Origin of the sequence: Methylobacterium goesingense, from assembly GCF_022179225.1 — a bacterium.
In the GTDB taxonomy this organism is placed as follows: domain Bacteria; phylum Pseudomonadota; class Alphaproteobacteria; order Rhizobiales; family Beijerinckiaceae; genus Methylobacterium; species Methylobacterium goesingense.
Window position 1 is genome coordinate 1 of the sequence record NZ_BPQL01000036.1, and the last position, 18,622, is coordinate 18,622.

Here is an 18,622-nt window from a genome sequence, read left to right on the forward strand (position 1 = left end):
CGCGCCGGCGTCTTTCGTTCAGGGGGCCGGATCGCGCGGCGCGGCCGACGCGGATTGGTCGGCTCGCGGAGGGTTCTCCGCGAGCGCGAGTTTGTCAGTCCTGGCGCACGAAGATCATCGTGGCCAGCGGTGGGATCGTCAGCGCGACCGAGTAGGGTTGGCCGTGGCTCTCGACGGCCTCCGCCTGGACGCCGCCCATGTTGCCGACATTCGAGCCACCGTAGCTTTCGGCGTCCGAGTTGATCGCCTCGCGGTAGAACCCGGCGGCGGGCACGCCGATGCGATAGCCCGTGCGCGGCACCGGCGTGAAGTTCGAGACCACCACGGCGACCTCACCGGCTTCGCGGCCCTTGCGAGCCCAGGCGATGACGCTGTTGTCCTGGTCGTCGGCCACCAGCCACTGGAAGCCGCCCGCCTCGGTGTCGCGCTCGTGCAGGGCCGGAGTGCCGACGTAAAGGTGGTTGAGGTCGCGGATCAGGTCCTTGACGCCCTGGTGCATGCCGTCATCGAGGAGGTGCCAGTCTAGGCTCTGGTTGTGGTTCCACTCCTTCTCCTGGCCGAACTCGCAGCCCATGAAGAGCAGCTTCTTGCCCGGATGCCCCCACATGAAGCCGTAATAGGCACGCAGGTTGGCGAACTTCTGCCAGCGGTCGCCCGGCATCTTGCCGAGCAGCGAGCCTTTACCGTGCACCACCTCGTCGTGGGACAGGGGCAGGATGAAGTTCTCGGAGAAGGCGTAGAGCAGCCCGAAGGTCAGGTCGTGGTGGTGGTACCGGCGGTGGATCGTCTCCTTGGACATGAAGTTCAGGGTGTCGTGCATCCACCCCATGTTCCACTTGAAGCCGAAGCCGAGACCGCCCGTGTAGGTCGGGTGCGAGACGCCCGGCCAGGAGGTCGATTCCTCCGCCACCGTGAGGGTTCCCGGCGCGTGCGCGTAGGTTGCCTCATTGGTCTTGCGGAGGAACTCGATGGCGTCGAGATTCTCGTTGCCGCCGTAGCGGTTCGGGATCCACTCGCCCTGGCGGCGCGAGTAGTCGAGGTAGAGCATCGAGGCCACGGCATCCACGCGCAGCCCGTCGAGGTGATAGTGCTCGAGCCAGAAGCGGGCATTGGCGGCAAGGAAGCTCGACACCTCCGTCCGGCCGAAGTTGTAGATGTAGGTGCCCCAATCCTGGTGGAAGCCCTGGCGCGGGTCGGCATGCTCGTAGAGATGCGTGCCGTCGAACTGGCCGAGGCCGTGCGCATCGAGGGGGAAGTGACCCGGCACCCAATCGAGCATCACGCCGATGCCGGCGGCGTGCGCCGCGTCGACGAAGGCCGCGAAGTCGTCCGGTGTCCCGAAGCGGCTGGTCGGAGCGAAGAGCGAGACGGGCTGGTAGCCCCATGAGCCGTCGAACGGAAACTCCGTGATCGGCAGCATCTCGATGTGGGTGAAGCCCATCTCCTTGACGTAGGGAATCAGGCGCTCGCCGAGCTCCTGGTATGTCAGATAGCGATTGCCCTCCTCGGCGACGCGCGCCCAGGAGCCGAGATGGACCTCGTAGATCGAGATCGGCACATGGCGCGGATCCTTCGCCCCCCGCGTCTCCATCCACTTGTCGTCGTGCCAGGCGGGCGTGTTCGTCCCCTGGAGGACGGAGGCGGTCTCGGGCGGCTTCTGCGCCGCGAACGCGACGGGATCGGCCTTCAGGGGCAGGAGCGACCCGTCGGCGCCGCGGATCTCGTACTTGTAATGGGCACCGGCCTTAAGACCCGGGATGAACAGCTCCCAGACGCCGCCGTTCTGCCAGAGGCGCATGGGGTGGCGCCGGCCGTCCCAGGTGTTGAAGTCGCCGACCACGCTGACGCGGCGGGCATTCGGAGCCCAGACCGCGAAGCGGAAGCCCTCGATCCCGTCGACGTTGCGGGCCTGCGCGCCGAGGATGCGGTAGGTGACGTTGCTGCCGACCTCACGCAGGTTGTCGATATCCGCCTGGTCCAGGGAGGAGCCGAAGCCGTAGGGGTCGTGGCGCGAACGCTCGACGCCGTCCCAGGTCTCGACCACGAGTTCGTAGAGCGGACGGCCCTCGCTCGGCAGACGGGCGACGAAGAAGCCGTCCGGGTGCTTGCGCTCGAACGGGATCCGCTTGCCGCCGACATGGAGGGTGGCGCCCTTCGCCTCGGGGAGCACGGCACGAACCTCCCACTGACCCCTGGCGACCTGATGAGGGCCGAGGACCGAGAAGGGATCGCCGTGGTTCGCCGCCATGATGGCGGCGATCGTGTCGGGGTGAAGGGTGGCCGTTTCGGGCGCCGGAGCCTCCGGCGCCCGCGTGGCAACGGGCGCAACGTCCGCCGATCCGGAGGCGCCCGAGGGGTGCCCGGTCCTTTTCGCGAACGTCTCGTCGATGCCCATCATTCAAACGCCTTTCTTGATCTCGTCCAGAATGTTGAGAACCCCACGTGCGGGGATTTCGATCCAGTCCGGACGATTGTTGGCCTCGTAATCGACTTCGTAGAGCGCCTTCGTCAGGAGCGAGAGCTTGAGGAGGCGGCTCTCGGTGTCCGGATCGGTCACGGCGGCCCGGCTCACCGAGACGGCCTCGCGGTAGCCGTCGAGGAAGGCTGCATCGATCATGCCGCGCCAGGCGATGGAGGCCCGGCGCGCACGCTCCTCGGAATCCGAGAAGCGAGCCGCGATGCCACGGGTCACCGTCTCGGCGCCGTAGGCGAAGGAGCGCATCATCCCGGCGACGTCGCGCAACGGCGTCGACTTGGCGCGGCGCTCGTCGGCCGGACGCGAAGGCTCGCCCTCGAAATCGACGATGATGAGATCGTCCTCGGCCGCCAGCACCTGACCCAGGTGGTAGTCGCCGTGGATGCGGGTCTTCATCGCGCCGACCGGCGCCTTGGCGGTAAGCGCCTCGATGGCGCTCTCGACCTCGCGGCGGCGGCCGGCAAGCTCGGTGCTCGCCGCGTTGGAGGCGCGGCCCGCCAGCCCGTCGAGGCCCCGGAAAGCCCGCTCGGCCTGGCGGCGAGTGTCGTCGCCCAGGGCGTGCAGGTCGGCATGGTCGAACGGCTCGGCCGCGAAGGCCGGGTCGTCCGTCTCCACCGCGAAGGCGTTGTGCATCTCGGCGGTACGTCGGCCGAGCAGGATCGCCCAGCGCAGGTGCGGCTCGAACGCCTCGGACGGCGACGGCGCCTCGCTCTCGGGGGCCAGGACCACCGTGTCGAAGTCGCGGCGCAGACCCTCCAACATCAGGGTCCAGGCATCGCCCTGGTTGGGGACGAACTTCTGGAGCACGGCGAGCGCCGTGCGGGTGCCCTCCGCATCCACATGCTCCAGTACGCCGAGAAGCGCCGGGGTGTTGTGAAACTGCGCGGTCTCGGTGAGGAAGCGCCCGACCTCGATCTCGGGGTGTACGCCCGTCTGCAAACGACGCAGGAGCTTGAGCATCATCTTCGAGCCGATGGCGATCGAGGTATTGCTCTGCTCGGCATTGAGCGCCCGGATCTCGCCGGCCTCGAAGCTCACCTCGGGATCGAACACCGAAGTGGTCGAGAAGACGAGGCGGCCGGTCTCGGTCTTGATTTCGCGGCCCTCCCTCATGCCCTCGATCACCGAGACGGCGAAGTTGGGCACGACGGAAGCGCCGAGGAGCAGGCCGGTGCGGGGGCCGCGCCGGACACGGGCAACGGCGTGCTGGAGCATCGCCTCGTCCTCGCGGCCCTCGTCGACGGCCACCGGCACGAAGTAGTCCTGGCGCTCGCCCGTGGAGAGGTGGACGGAGACGCGCGGCAGCAGGAACTTCGCCTCGCCAGTGCCGTCCTTCAGGGCGGCGCTGTCGATGACCTGCACCGACTTGATGCGCGAGCCCTTTGCGGCGAACCAACGCCGGGTGGCGATGAAGCGCGGCGCCACGGTGCGCTCGAAGGCGGTGCGCTCGCGCCCGGCCATCAGGCTCTCGATGCCGCCGGTGAGCACCAAGGTGAACAGTTCGGGCAGTTCCGGCTGCGGGCCGATGCTGCCGGTGTTCGCGGCACTCAGCGAGAACCAATAGAAGCCATAGGACGGGAGCGTCAGCAGGTAGGGCAGCTCGCCGATGGCGGGGAATTCCGAGCCGCCGGTCAGCTCGATCGGCACGGCGTTGCGCAGTTCCGAGAGGTCGAGCTGCACCGCCTGGGGCGCCCGCGACAGGTTGGCGACGCAGAGCACGCGCTCGCCCTCGAACTCGCGGATCCAGGCCAGGACCTTGCGGTTCGACGGGTAGAGGAACTGCATCCCGCCGCGGCCGAGGGCCACCGAGTTGTTGCGGATCGCGATCATGCGGCGCGTCCAGTTCAGCAGGCTGGTCTGCGACTGGGTCTGCGCCTCGACGTTGATGGCGTCGAAGCCGTAGATCGGGTCCTGTACCGAGGGCAGGAACAGCTTCTGCGGGTTGGCCCGCGAGAAGCCGCCGTTGCGGTCCGGCGACCACTGCATCGGCGTGCGCACGCCGTCGCGGTCACCCAGATAGATGTTGTCGCCCATGCCGATCTCGTCGCCGTAGTACAGCACCGGCGTGCCGGGCATGGACAGGACGAGGGACTTCATGAGTTCGATCTTGCGCCGGTCGTTCTCCAGCAGGGGCGCCAGGCGGCGCCGGATGCCGAGGTTGATGCGCGCGCGGCGCTCGGCGGCGTAGAACGACCAGAGGTAGTCGCGCTCTTCCGCCGTGACCATCTCGAGCGTCAGCTCGTCGTGGTTACGCAGGAAGATGGCCCATTGGCAGCCCTCGGGGATCTCCGGGGTCTGACGCATGATGTCGGTGATCGGGTGCCGGTCCTCGCGGGCGATCGCCATGTACATGCGCGGCATCAGCGGGAAGTGGAATGCCATGTGGCACTCGTCGCCGTCGCCGAAATACTGCGCCGTCTCCTCCGGCCACTGGTTGGCCTCGGCCAGCAGCATCCGGTCGGGATAGCTCGCGTCGAGGGCCGCGCGGATCGCCTTGATGACTGTGTGTGTCTCGGGGAGGTTCTCGCAGTTCGTGCCGTCGCGCTCGATCAGGTAGGGGATCGCGTCGAGGCGCAGGCCGTCGACACCCATGTCGAGCCAGTAGCGCATGACCTCGATCACGCCCTCCAGCACGGCCGGATTGTCGAAGTTCAGGTCGGGCTGGTGGCTATAGAAGCGGTGCCAGAAGTACTGCTTGGCGACCGGGTCCCAGGTCCAGTTCGACACTTCCGTGTCGAGGAAGATGATGCGCGTGTCCGAATACGGCGTGTCGGTGTCCGACCAGACGTAGAAGTCGCGCTCCGGCGAACCGGCCGGTGCCTCGCGGGCGCGCTGGAACCAGGGGTGCTGGTCCGAGGTGTGGTTGATGACGAGCTCGGTGATGACGCGCAGGCCGCGCTCGTGCGCCGCGTCCACGAACTTTCGGAACTCCTCCATCGTGCCGTAGGAGGGGTTCACATCGCGGTAGTCGCCGATATCGTAGCCGTCGTCGCGCAGGGGCGAGGGGTAGAACGGCATCAGCCAGATGGCCGTCACCCCCAGGTCGCGGACGTAGTCGAGCTTCTGCGTCAGGCCCTCGAAATCGCCGATCCCGTCGTTATTCGAGTCGAAGAACGACTTGACGTGGATCTGGTAGATGATGGCGTCACGGTACCATTGCGGATCGCTGCGATCGATCATCGCGTCGTTGCCTCATGCGTCGAGTTCAAGGGCGTTTTCGGCGTTTCCGCAGCGACCCCTCGCGAGAGGTGACTTTGCGTACCGTCCACTGCGTGGGTAGGCGCCGACACTGAGGCGACACCGCGACGATCCTCACGGATCGCCGGGCTTTTTGCTGACACGGGCACGCGCTTCACGCAACCCGGGTCGGGGCGCGAAGGCGCCAGATCACCGCCGAGCGCTCCGCGGGATCGAGGGCGATGCGGTGCGATTTTCCACGCAGCTCGAACTTGTAGCCCAGCAGCAGGTCCTCGACCTCGACCGCGCCGTCGTCGGGCTGCCCCAGCAGCCAGAGCGGCACTTCGTATGTGCATTCCTGGCGATTGCGCGGGTCGAGGTTGAGCAGAACGAAGACGCAGTTGTCCCCCTCCGGCGTCACCTTGGCGTAGCCGATGATCTGGTCGTTGTGGGCCCCGGTGAAGACGACGTTCCGGAAGTCCCACAGGGCAGGATTGTCGCGCCGGATCTGGTTGAGCTTGATGATGTGCTCGCGGATATTGCCGGGGCGATGATAGTCCCAGGCCTTCAGCTCGTACTTCTCCGAGTTGAGGTACTCCTCCTTGCCCGGATATGGCTCGGCCTCGCACATCTCGAAGCCGTTGTAGATGCCCCAGACGCTCGACAGCGTGGCGGCCAAGGTCGCCCGCACTACGAAGCCCGCCCGGCCGCTGGTCTGCAGATAGATTGGGTTGATGTCCGGCGTGTTGGCGAAGAAGTTCGGGCGATAATATTCACCCATCTCACCCGCCAGCTCGGTGGAATAGGCGATCAGGTCCGGCTTGGTGTCCCGCCAGGTGAAGTAGGTGTAGCTCTGCTGGTAGCCGGCCTTGGCGAGCTTCTTCATCATCTTCGGCCGGGTGAAGGCCTCGGCGAGGAAGATCACATCGGGATAGCGGGCATTCACCTCGGCGATCATCCATTCCCAGAACGGAATCGGCTTGGTGTGCGGGTTGTCGACCCGGAAGATGCGGGCGCCGAGCTTGGCCCAGCCGAGCACGATGTCGCGCAGTTCGATCCAGAGCGAGGGCAGCGCGCCGCCATAGAAGTGGACGTTCGAGATGTCCTCGTACTTCTTCGGCGGGTTCTCGGCGAATTTCAGCGTCCCGTCCGGGCGCCATTCGAACCATTCCGGATGATTTTTGATCCAGGGATGGTCGGGCGAGCACTGAATCGCGAAATCGAGGGCGATCTCCATTCCGTATGCGTGGCTGGCCGCCACGAGACGGCGGAAATCGTCGACGGTGCCGAGATCCGGGTGGACGGCCTCGTGGCCGCCCTCCTCCGAGCCGACCGCGTAGACCGACCCGACATCGCCCGGCAAGGCCTTGAGGGTGTTGTTCTTACCCTTGCGGTTGGTCTTGCCCACCGGGTGGATCGGCGTGAAGTAGAGCACGTCGAAGCCGAGTTCGCGGATCTCGGGCAGGCGGGCGATCACGTCATCGAAGGTGCCGTGACGGTTGACGTCCATCGACTGGGAGCGCGGGAAGATCTCGTACCAAGCCGAGAAGCGGGCCGCGAGGCGGTCGGCAATCACCGGCACGTCCACGGGGTAGCGCGAGAGGTTGATGCGCGGCGCATGCCGGCGGATCAGGTGTGCGTTCTCCGGCGCCAGCATCAGGTCGAGCTGCGCGGCCGAGCCGGTCTCCGCCGCTTCGAGGTCGCCGGAGAGGGCCTTCAGGCGGTCGGCGTCCGGGCCGGTCGCGTTCTCGGACGCGCCGATCACGAAGGCCACGCCCTCGATGGTCTCCAGGCGGACATCGACGCCGGCATTGCGCTTCTTCAGGGTGTCGCGCACCCAGGAGGAATAACCGTCGCGCCAGGCCTGGATGGTGAACTCGTAGCGGGCGTTGCGCAGCAGAGGGAAGTGGCCGCCCCAGCGGTCGTTGTCCACGAACACCATGCGGTCGGCCCGCCATTCGGTCTCGCCGACGACGCGCGAGAGGATCTCGGCGTCGATGATCTCGTGGCCGTCGCTGAAGATGTCGGCGGTGACGTGGACGCTCTCGCCGACCACGCGCTTGACCGGAGACCGGCCTCCGTCGATCTCGGGCATCACCGCCTCGATGACCACGCGCCCCTCTCCCGTGGGCGTGCTGAGATCAGGTACCGCCGCGGCCGCCGCGCGCTCGGCGGCGAGGATGCGCACCTCGCCCGGCGCCAGCGCCAGGGCGATGCCGGGCCGGAACACGATCGGCTCGGCCTCCGGCGTGCGGTCGACAAAGTCGCCGAGCATGCCGCCGGTCCGGGCCAGGAGCGTGCCGGGCTCCACCGGCACGGAGGCGTCGGTGGGGTTGTAGAGCACCAGGGTGGCGCTGCGCGCCGAGGCGCCATGGCCGGTGTCGTAGCGCAGAAGCGCCGCGTAGGCCGCGTCCGGTGCGGAGATGCGCGCCTGGGCCCCCTCGACATTGGCGGCGGACACCTCGGCCCGCAGGGCGTTGATCGCGGCAATGTAGGATGAAATGTCGATGCCGGTGTCGGTTTCGCGAAGCGCGGGCGTCGTCTCGACCACGTGGAGGGCGCGGCGATAGCCCCACTCGTAGCCGATGGGCATCAGGACGCCGGCCGAGAAGAAGGCCGACAGGGCGTAGCGTGCCTTCAGGTGCTGGCCGATGGCCGCTGCGTCGCCGTCGAGATCCACCGCGAGGCGGGCCATGTCGTGGTTCTCCGGGAACGCGATGGAGGGCGCGATGACGCGCAGGCGCTCGTACTGCTCCAGGGCCCAGGAGGCCTTGAGGTCCCACCAGGCGAAGCTGTTGAACAGGTAGTCGAAGCCCGCGCCTGCGGTCGACTGCGCCTCCTCGAATGTGCAGCCCAGGGTCTCTGCGGCGAACAGGCAATCGGGCTCCAGGGCCTTGGCGGCCCCGATGAGGTCGCGCCAGACCTCTGCCGGAACCTTATAGGCCGCGTCGCAGCGGAACCCGGCGACGCCGAGGTCCTGAAGACGGTTGATGTAGCCGGACCAGAGGGCGGTCAGTTCCCGCCGCGCGCCCTCCGAGTGGTAATCGAGTTCGGCGAGATCGCCCCAGACCGTGCGGATCGACGGATCGTCCGGATCGACGGCGTAGGGGCTCTCGATCCGGCCCTCGGAATCCTTGAGGAACAGGTCCGGGCGCTGCGCGGCCAGGGGGCCGTCCATGGCGGTATGGTTGATGACGAGGTCCGTCATCACCTGGAGGCCGTGGGAGGCGGCCGCTGCGCAGAAGCGGCGGATCTGCTCGTCGTCCGAGGTGCCGTCCTGGTCGCGGAAGCGCTCGTCCAGTCGGTCGGGATCGGCCACCGCGTAGAGGCTGCGGGAACCACCGGTCTGGTGGAACGGATTGAGGTAGACCCAGTCGAAGCCGAGCGCCGCGATGCGCGGCAACTCGGCGGTCCAGGCCGACACGGTGCCGACCAGCAAGGGAAAGAGATTGTAGATGCGCGGCCCCTCGGCGCGGGGCGCGAGGCCGGCCGGGAGCGGCACCTCACCGGCTTCGGTCCGCTGGGCGGCGGTCGTTGCGGGGGTCGGTGCGTTCATGAGGTCTCCATTCCGTTCGTTCGTGCGCTCGGCTGCCCGCGACGCGGACGTTGCGCCGGCCATGGCCGGGAGCGCAGGCGTGGCGCGGGAGGTCTGGCCCTCCCGCGCGTCGTCGGTTCGGTCGCGGCCGCCGTGCAGGCGGACGGCGCCCGCTTCAGCCAGTCCGCTTGAGGACAGCATACGGCAGACGCGCGAAGGCCTGTCCGAGTTCGATCCGGCCGTCATCCGAGACGACCGCGTCACCCGTCACGAGATCGGTCCAGGTCGATCCCGGCGTCACGGACAGGTGGGTTCCGGCGAACGCCTCGCCGGACCAGACCGCCTCCCCGAGGAAGCCGGAGACCAGGCGCGGTACCGCCACCACGAGGTCGCCCTCCCCGGTCGTCGCATCCGAACGTGTGAATGCGATGACATGCGCCGCCTTTTCGCCCGAAGCGGGCAGCGCCTGATAGTCCGCGTCCGCGTAGAAGCTCGGGCGCGCCGCGCGGTCGGCGAGCAGCCGCGCGAGGGTCGCCTGCTTGACGCGGCCGTCGGTCCAGCGCGGCAGGACGTCGGCGGCGGCAGCCCCTTCCTCCAGGGCGCGGGTCAGGGCCGGGTAATCCACCGGCCGGCGGTTGTCGGGATCGACGAACGAGAAATCCCAGAACTCCGTGCCCTGGTAGGTGTCGGGCAGGCCCGGCAAGGTCGCCTTGAGCACGGTGCGGCCGAGGCCCGCGATCATGCCGAGATGGGCGAGCCGCCGCGCGAAGGGCCGCAGCCGCGCCAGGAACTCCGAACCCGGAGCGATCAGCGCGGCGAAGAGAGCGTGGACCGCGCCCTCGTAGGCCTCGTCGACATTGACCCAGCTGGAGCGCCGCTTGGATTCGCGCAGGGCCTTCTCGGCGTAGGCATCGAGGCGTGCCCGGAAATCCTCGATCGCGGCGGGCTCGTCCCGGTCCAGCAGTTCCAGCGGCCAGGCGCCGAGAATGGCCTGGAAGAACATCCACTGATCGTTGGCGTCGGGGGCCGGCTCCTTCTCGACAAGGCTGAGATGATGCCCGGCGAGCGAGGTCCAGATCTCCCAGGCCTCGGCCCAGTCCTCCGGCATCTCGGACAGCGCGAGCAGGCGCGAGCGCGCATCCTCGCCGCGCTTGGTGTCGTGGGTCGCCGTTGTGATCATCGCATTCGGCCAGTCGCGGGCACGTGCCGCCTGGAGCGCGTGGAAATGCTCCGCGTCGATGCCGTACTCGCCAGGATCGCCGCCGACCTCATTGAGAGCGAGGAGTTCGGCGAACCGGTAGAACAGAGTGTCCTCCAGGCTCTTGGCCATGACCGGGCCGGTGAGCTGCTGGAACCGGCGGCGGAAGCGCAGGATCACCTCCGGGTCGGGCCGGCCCGGACCCGTCACGTCGATGCGCCCCAGCATGGCGTCGGCGGCGAAATCGTGCACGGAGCGGTCGGGCAGCGCGCTCCAGCGCTTGGCCTTCTTCACCGCTGTCTCGATGAGGCGGATGTCCTCGTCCTCGACGTCGCTCTCGTCGAGGTCGCCCGGCAGGTAGCTGCGATAGGTCGGGAAGCGGGCGATGATCTCGATCAGCGCGCGGCGGATGGCGTTCACCGAGAAGTCGCGCGTGCGCCGGTCGGCGTCCGCCACCGCCTTGAGGTCGGAGGTCATCACCTCCAGTTCGGAGGCGAAGCTGATCTCAAGGATCTCCGCCTTGGCGGCGCGGAGCATGAACTTGTAGGGCTCGTCGAACTCCGTCCGGCTCTCGTAGAGCCGGGCGATCTCGATCCGCTTCGTCTGGTCCACCAGGATGCCGTCGAGCTGGTTCAGCACGTCGTAGCCGGTGGTGCCGGCCACCGGCCAGGGGCGCAGGCGCTCGCCGGGTTCGAGGATCTTCTCCACCACCACGTAGAAGCCCGGGCCGATTGCGGCCTGGAGGGCGCGGGCGTAGCCGAGCGGGTCGGCCAGACCGTCGATGTGGTCGATGCGCAGGCCGTCGATCCGGCCCGCCTCGATGTGGCGGAAGATCGTGGCGTGCGAGCGCTGGAAGACGTCGGATTGCTCGACGCGAAGACCGGCAAGCCCGTTCACATCGAAGAAGCGGCGATAGTTGATGTCGCTCGCGGCGATCCGCCAATGGGCGAGGCGGTAGGATTGCTGCTCGAGCAGGCGGTGCAGGGGGCCGAAGCTGTCGGGATGACCCTTGGCCCCGTTCAGGAGGCGCAGGGTCCGGTTAATGGCCTCGGCTATGGCGGGCGACGCCTCCACCGCTTCGACCAGCCGCTCCTTCAGGGTCTCTGCCTCTTCGGGGAAGCCGCGACGGCGCTCCTCGTTGGTATCCTCGCCCATCAGGCGCAGGCGCTCGGAGATGCCGAGCACCTCCAGGGCCGCCGCATCCTCAATGTCGCCGAGGGCGGCGAGGGAGCGGTTTAGGATCGTCGGGTATTGCAGCGGGCAGATCGGGAATTCGTGCTCGTAGTGCCAGACGCTGAACGCGCCCTTGCGAGTATCGAACTTCAGTTCGAGCGTGCCCTTCTCCAGGGCCTCCCCGTAGCGGTCACCGAGGAACGGCACCACCAGGTTGTTCTTGGCGCCGAGCCGCGACCAGTCGATGTCGAAGGCGTTGGCGTGGGGCGAGAGGCCGCCCCATTCGAGCACCGAGAGCCACCAGGGATTGTCGGCGCCGCCGACTCCCATGTGGTTGGGCACGATGTCGAGGAGGAACTTGAGCCCGGCCCCGTGGAGCGCGTCCGAGAAGCGGACGAAGGCTTCCTCGCCGCCGAGTTCCGGGTTGATCGTCGAGTGGTCAACGATGTCGTAGCCGTGGGTGGAGCCCGGCCGCGCCTTCTGGATCGGGGAGGCGTAGACGTGGCTGATCCCGAGCTTGACGAGGTAGGGGACGATCTTTTCGGCGTCCGCGAAGGTGAAATCCTTGTGGAACTGTAAACGATAGGTGGCGCGCGGCGGGACCGTGGCGAGGCGGGCGGCACCGGAGCGCGGACCACGATCCTCGGCCGACAGCGAGGCGGCGAGCTTAGCCAAGGGACCACCGGGCGCCGCGATGCTCTCCAGGGTTCGGTCGAGCTTCCGGCGCCAGTTCGGATAGCCTTCGGTCGAGCCCGGCACATTGGCCTGGGACAGTTCGGAAACCACGTCCTCGTATTGCACGGCCGTCAGCATCGAGGGCGCGCGGCCGAGATAGCGCGCGGCTGCCTCGAAGGGCGCGGCGTCCGGCACGTCGTAGGTCGGCAGCAATTGCTCGCCGGCCAGCGCCTCGGTGAGCCGGGCGCGCTCGTCCACCCGCTCGCGGCGCTCCGAATCGGCCCGCTCGGAATCGTAGAGGCCCAGCGCCTGCCGGGTGTCGGTGTCGACGCCGCGCCACCAGCCCACGAAGGTGGGCAGGTCGTGCGTCGTGATGGCGGTGAGCGCATCGCGCGGGTAGGCCGCCGGCGGCTTGAAGCGGGCCCCCTGCTCGCGCTCGAAGGCGAGGATGCGGTAGCTGAGGATGCCGGCCTGCATCAGGGCGTCGGAGAACCCTTCCGGTGCCGTGCCGAGATCCTCTGCGATGACGAGGCACTTGGCCCGATGGCTCTCCAGGCGCAGGACCGCGAGCATCGGTTCGAACGGCATCGCCACGTAGGCGCCCTCCTTGGCCGAGCGCCCGACCGGGATCAGGAACAGGCGCGCGAGCTGGAAGGCGTGGTCGATGCGGATCGCGCCGGCATGGCGCATGTTGGCGACCACGAGGGCGCGGAAGGCCGCGAGGCCGTCCCGCTCCATCTCGAGGGGGTGGAAGGCGGGCAGGCCCCAATCCTGGCCCTTCGGGGCCAGCAGGTCCGGCGGCGCGCCGATGGAGACGCCGTTGGCGAAGCGCTCGGGATGCGACCAGATTTCGGAGCCGCCGCGATCCGCGCCGACGGCGAGGTCGCGGTAGAGCCCCAGCCGCATGCCGGTGCCGAGCGCGGTGTTCGAGGCCTCCTCAAGCTGCCGGTCGGCGAGGTACTGGAGCCAGACATGGTAGGTGACGACCTCGGCGTGTTCCTGCGCGAAGGCACGCACGGCGTCGGTGCCATTGCGGCGCATGTCCTCCGGCCAATCGCCGAGCCACTGGGCGCCCTTGGCCTGGAAGTGCTCGGCCAGTGCCTCGAAGGTAGCGTGCGCCTCGAGGTCCTCGCCACCGGCGGCCCGGAAGCTCGCAAAGCCCGCGTCGCTGCCCTGGCGCGCCGCGGATTCCTGCCAAAGCGCTCGCAGCACCGGCGAGAGCACGCCCCAAATGCCCGCGTGATCGACCAGCTTGGCCTCGCGAAGCGCCTCGACGCGCTCGGACATGGACGCAAGCAGCGCTTCCGCCTGCGATCCGATGAAGCCCGGCAAAGCGCCGGGCTCGATGAACAGCGTCTCAAGGAAGAGACGCGAGGACGGCGAGTAGGGCGAGATCTTGGTGCGGTCAGTGGCAAAGAGCGCATGGACCGGGCTCAACCCGAGGAACGACGCACCGCGCAGGCCGGCGTCGCGGGCCGCCCGGCCGGCATCCGCATAGGAGCCGATGCCGAGATTGTCGGGGGAGCGCAGGCCGTAGAGCTGGGCCGCGAGGCCCCAGTCGCGGGCGCCCTCGTCGGCGTAGGCGCGCGGGCGCCAGCAGCGCTGCGGCGCGGCGATGACCCAGGCCTCCGCGCGGCGCTCGCCCAGGTGCACGCCGAGCCGGTGATAGCCGGGGGTGAGCGGCGGCAGTTCGAAGCTGTCGCCCGAGATTGCCACGCGCCCCTCGCGGTGATGGCCGCGCTCGTCCGTCAGGCGCCAAGACAGGGTGCCGGTGGCCCCCGCATGCTGGATCGGCACCGTGATGGCGCGCCGAGCCTCGGCCGGTAGCAGCGGCGGGATCAGCCCGCCGCGTACCGCTTCAACCTCGGCGAGACGCGCGGCGATGTCTGCTTCGGATTCGACGGGAAAGCCGAGGGCCGCGATCATGCCCCGCCTGACGTCGAGGGAGGTCTCGACGGGTTGCCCGAAGGCGTCGGTGTAGCCGGCGGCGACGCCGAGGAGGTCGGCGAGGCGTTCGAGGTCGCGGCTCATCACTTCACACCCGTCAGGAAGACACCCGTCCAGGACGGGAGTTCGATCGATCCGTTGCCCGAGCCGCTCGACCAGACGATCTGGCCGTCACCGCGCTCCGCAGTGAAATCCTCCGTGCCGACATTGGCCACGAACCGCAGCCAGCCGCCCTCGTAGGTCCAGGTGCAATCCACCACGTCGGGGCGCGGCAGGGTCGCCTTGGCACCGAGGTAGCGGGTCCGCGTCAGCGGCACGACTGACTGATGGCGAATCTGAAGGAGGTTGCGCGTGTCGGCCAGCACCGAGCGATGCGGTGGCGCGGCGCGCTCGGCCCAGTCGATTCGCGAATCCGCGAAGGTCTTCGCCTCGGTGGGATCAGGGATCACCGAGGTGTCGTCCGCGAAGGCCGCGAAGCTCTTGAACTCACGGCGCCGCCCCTCGCGCACCGCCTTGTTCAGGTCCTCGTCCGGCGCGAAATCCACGAAGAACAGGAACGGCGCCGAAGCCGACCACTCCTCGCCCATCCACAGCATGGGGATCTGCGGGCTGAGGAGCAGGCCCGCCCGCGCGAGGGCGAGCTTGGCGGGGTCGCAGAGCGCGCTCAGGCGCTCGCCCAGGGCCCGGTTTCCGACCTGATCATGGTTCTGCAGAAAGGTGACGAAGGCGGAGGGCGGCAGGTGGCCGGAGGGCTCGCCGCGCGGGTGGTTGTCGAGGGTCGGGAAGGGCTCACCCTGATAGGCGAAGCCCTCAGACAGGCAGCGCGCGAGGTGCTCGACGGGCCGGTCCGCGAAGCTCGCGTAGTAGCCGGCATCCTCACCGGTGAGCAGCACGTGCCAGCAATGGTGGAGATCGTCCGCCCACTGGGCGTTGTGCTGGATCGCCTGTCCCTGCGCGTCGCGTTCCAGCCAGCGGGCCTGGTTGGCCTCGTTCTCCAACACGAGGTGGATGTGGCGCCCCGGCAGGCGCGCCCGGACCGTCTCGGCGAGCTCCCCGAGGAAGTGCCGCTCCGAATCGTCCAGGATGGCATGCACAGCGTCGAAGCGGATGCCGTCGAAATGATACTCTTCCAGCCAGTAGAGGGCATTCTCGATGAAGAAGTCGCGCACCACCCGGCCGCTGGTCTCGCCGTCGAAGTTGATGCCGGCGCCCCAGGGGGTCTGGTGTCGCTCGGTAAAGAACGTCTTGGCGTAGGCGTTGAGGTAGTTCCCGGCCGGGCCGAAGTGGTTGTAGACGGCGTCGAGGAAGACCATCAGCCCGAGGCCGTGGGCCGTGTCGATGAGGTGCTTGAGGTCCTCCGGCCGTCCGTAGGCAGCATCCGGCGCGTAGGGCAGCACGCCGTCGTAGCCCCAGTTGCGCGTGCCCTTGAAGTCGGCGAGGGGCAGAAGCTCGATGGCGGTGACGCCGAGGTCGCGCAGATCCTCGAGCTTGCCTTCCAGGGCTGCGTAGGTGCCCTCCGGGGTCGCGGTGCCCACGTGGAGTTCGTACAGGACCGTCTCCTCCCAGGGACGACCCGTCCAGGCGGCATCCGCCCAGTCGTAGGCGCGCGGGTCGATGACTTCGCTGAGGCCCGAGACGTCGTCCGGCTGGAAGCGGGAGACGGGGTCGGGCACCACGAGGTCGCCGTCGATCCGGTAGCCGTAGCGGGCGCCGCCGCGAACCCCCGGCACGGTGACCCGCCGCCAGCCTTCGCCGGCCTCCGGGATCGCATGATCCGCCCCGTCGATCACCAGGGTGACGTCCTTGGCGGTGGGTGCCCAGAAGGCGAACCGGACCCCGTCCTTCACCACTTCGCTGCCGAAGGCCATGCTGTGGGCGCGCCGCATCAGGCAACCGTCTTTCGTATCTGGAGTCCACCGGGATCGTGTGAGCTTGCGCCGCACCTTCCAGAAGCCGGCGCGCCGCCCGTTGTTCCCTGCTCCGTCACGGTCGAGGTAAGGCGTGGCGCGGATGCGACAACCGGCGGACGGAAAGGTTTTGTGCGGTGCACGCGGAATCCCTCAATGGTCCGGCGCTTGCGTCGCCACGCCGACTTTCGCGACGCATCCCGGAGTGATCCGCATGAGCGAGCCGATCGAGTCCCTTGTCCTGGCCCGGGCCAAGCTGAACTTTGCGCGCAAGGGCCACGGCGAGCGCTGCTGGGACGCGGATTTCACGGATTCCGAAGCCCTATGCGGTGCAACCTTCCTGCCGCTGAGCGAGGCGGAACGCCAGGAATTCCTCGACCAGGCGCGCCACGAACTGCGGCGCGAACCGCAGGTCGAAGGCTGAGGCGCGTTCAGCGCGCGTAGGCCGAGGCCGGGCGGGCGCGCAGGACGTAGATGGCCCGCGTGTCGAGGCGCACCCCGGCTCCGGGCGGGAATAGCGCCTGGCCCCCCGGCACTGCGCCCGTTGGTTTCGTCGTGTCGAAGATCAGCGTCCAGGGGCCGCCGACGACCGGGGCGAGGGTGAAGTCGCACGGGGCCTCCGCCGCGTTCACCAGGATTAGGAGCCGGTCCGCATCCGGCAGGTCGTTGCCGATCTGCATGCCGAAGGCCTGGCGCTCGCCGTCGCCCCAATCCCCGTCGGCCATCTCGGTGCCGCCCGGCGCCAGCCAGTGCACGTCGCGGAACGGTCCCTCCCCCACGAGAGCACCTGTGAGATAGTCCCGCCGCCGCAGGGCGGGCTGCTCGCGCCGCAGGCGCGTCAGGTTGCCGACGAAGGCGGTGAGGCTCGGATCCGGGTCTGTCTCCCAGTCCATCCAGCTCGTGGCGTTGTCCTGGGCGTAGGCGTTGTTGTTGCCGCCCTGGCTGCGCGAGCGCTCGTCGCCCATCAGCAGCATGGGCACGCCCTGGGCGAGGAACACGCTGGCGAGGAGGTTGCGCTTCTGGCGCGCGCGCAGGGCCAGGATGGCCGCATCGTCGGTCTCGCCCTCGAAGCCGTAATTGCGGGAGAGGTTGTGGCCGTGCCCGTCGCGATTGTCCTCGCCGTTGGCCAGATTGTGCTTCTCCTCGTAAGCGACCACGTCCGCCAGGGTGAAGCCGTCATGGGAGGCGGCGAAGTTGATGCTGGAGAGCGGCCAGCGCCCGGAGGCGGCGAAGATCTCGCGCGAGCCGGACAAGCCCTGCGTGACCTTGGCGAGCGTGCCACGGTCGCCGCGCCAGAAACCCCGCAGGCTGTCGCGGAACTGATCGTTCCACTCGCTCCAGCCGCGCGGATAGCCGCCGAGCTGATAGCCGCCCGGGCCGATGTCCCAGGGCTCGGCGATCATCTTCACCCGCGCGAGGACGGGGTCCTGCGCGACCGCCTGGAAGAACGCGGCCTTGGCGCTGAAATCGTGCGGGGCACGGCCGAGGCTGCTCGCGAGATCGAATCGGAAGCCCGCCACGCCGTAGGCGGTCACCCAGTGGCGCAGGGAGTCGAGCACCGTCTGCATCACGCGCGGATGGTCGAGGTTGAGGGTATTGCCACAGCCGGTGCAGTCGACCTCTTCGCGGGGATTGTCGGGATTGAGTTTGTAGTAGCTCGCATTGTCCACGCCGCGGAACGACAGGGTCGGCCCCGAATGGTCGGCCTCCGCCGTGTGGTTGTAGACTACGTCGAGGATGACCTCGATCTCGGCGGCGGCGAGTTCGCGGATCGCGGCCCGCAGGCCGCCGATGCCGGCGGGTCCGCGATAACGCGGATCGGCCGCGAAGTAGTTCAGGGGCGAGTAGCCCCAGAAGTTCACCAGCCCCTTCTCCACGAGGAAGCGGTCGTCCGCGAAGGACTGGATCGGCAGGAGTTCGATCGCGGTAACGCCGAGCTTGAGCAGGTGCTCGATGATGGCCGGGTGGGCGAGCGCCGCGTAGGTGCCCCGTGCCGCCTCCGGAACGTCCGGATGGGTCTGGGTCAGCGCCTTGACGTGCGCCTCGTAGATCACGGTCTGCGAGAGCGGGCGGCGCACCGGGCTCACCGCGAGGTCCGGCACTTCCGGTGGCGTGACGATGCCGCGCGGCATGAAGGCGGCGCTGTCGCGGCGGTCGATCTGGTCGGCGCGCTGGAGACCTCGGCGGTGGCCGTAGAGGGAATCGTGCCAGCGAATGCGGCCCTGAATGTCACGGGCATAGGGGTCGAGCAGGAGCTTGGCCGGGTTGAACCGGTGGCCGCGCGCCGGGTCCCAAGGCCCGTAGACCCGGTAGCCGTAGAGCTGGCCCGGGAATACGCCGCGCAGGTAGCCATGCCAGACGTCGTCGGTGCGGCAGGGCAGACGGATGCGCCGTGTCTCGTGCCGTTCGCCCGGATCGAACAGGCAGAGATCCACCGCCGTGGCGTGCTGCGAAAACAAGGCGAAGTTCACGCCCCGCCCGTCAAATTGCGCGCCGAAGGGTGCCGGCACGCCGTCTTCGACGCCGATCATATT

The 18,622-nt window shown here is 68.5% G+C and carries 7 protein-coding genes; 1 reads left to right on the top strand and 6 read right to left on the bottom strand.

Annotated elements, in window-relative coordinates; genetic code table 11:
• Positions 1-94 precede the first annotated feature (94 nt).
• The 5 genes from glgB to treZ all read right to left on the bottom strand — a co-directional run bounded on the left by glgB (position 95) and on the right by treZ (position 16,067).
• Entirely contained in the window at positions 95-2,398 is a 2,304-nt protein-coding gene (glgB, locus tag MFF30_RS07610) for a 1,4-alpha-glucan branching protein GlgB (protein WP_238278370.1), read from the bottom strand.
• Positions 2,399-5,656 carry a maltose alpha-D-glucosyltransferase gene (treS, locus tag MFF30_RS07615; RefSeq protein ID WP_238278372.1) on the bottom strand — a complete coding sequence of 1,086 codons (3,258 nt, stop codon included), beginning with the start codon at positions 5,654-5,656 and terminating at the stop codon, positions 2,399-2,401.
• 172 nt (positions 5,657-5,828) lie between these two features.
• Positions 5,829-9,209 carry a maltotransferase domain-containing protein gene (locus MFF30_RS07620; RefSeq protein ID WP_238278374.1) on the bottom strand — a complete coding sequence of 1,127 codons (3,381 nt, stop codon included), beginning with the start codon at positions 9,207-9,209 and terminating at the stop codon, positions 5,829-5,831.
• A gap of 154 nt (positions 9,210-9,363) precedes the next feature.
• The gene (locus MFF30_RS07625) at positions 9,364-14,265 is read right to left on the bottom strand and encodes a malto-oligosyltrehalose synthase (RefSeq protein WP_238278376.1); all 4,902 of its coding nucleotides are present in this window, start codon (positions 14,263-14,265) and stop codon (positions 9,364-9,366) included.
• Entirely contained in the window at positions 14,265-16,067 is a 1,803-nt protein-coding gene (gene treZ / locus MFF30_RS07630) for a malto-oligosyltrehalose trehalohydrolase (RefSeq protein WP_238278379.1), read from the bottom strand. The genes MFF30_RS07625 and treZ overlap by 1 nt, the downstream gene beginning before the upstream one ends.
• 235 nt (positions 16,068-16,302) lie before the next feature.
• Between treZ and MFF30_RS07635 the strand changes: the two genes are divergently transcribed.
• Entirely contained in the window at positions 16,303-16,512 is a 210-nt protein-coding gene (locus tag MFF30_RS07635) for a hypothetical protein (protein ID WP_238278381.1), read from the top strand.
• 7 nt (positions 16,513-16,519) lie between these two features.
• On the opposite strand, the gene glgX is transcribed toward MFF30_RS07635, so the two are convergent.
• On the bottom strand, positions 16,520-18,619 hold the full coding sequence (glgX, locus tag MFF30_RS07640; RefSeq protein WP_238278383.1) for a glycogen debranching protein GlgX: 2,100 nt from the start codon (positions 18,617-18,619) through the stop codon (positions 16,520-16,522).
• Between the last annotated feature and the right edge of the window lie 3 nt (positions 18,620-18,622).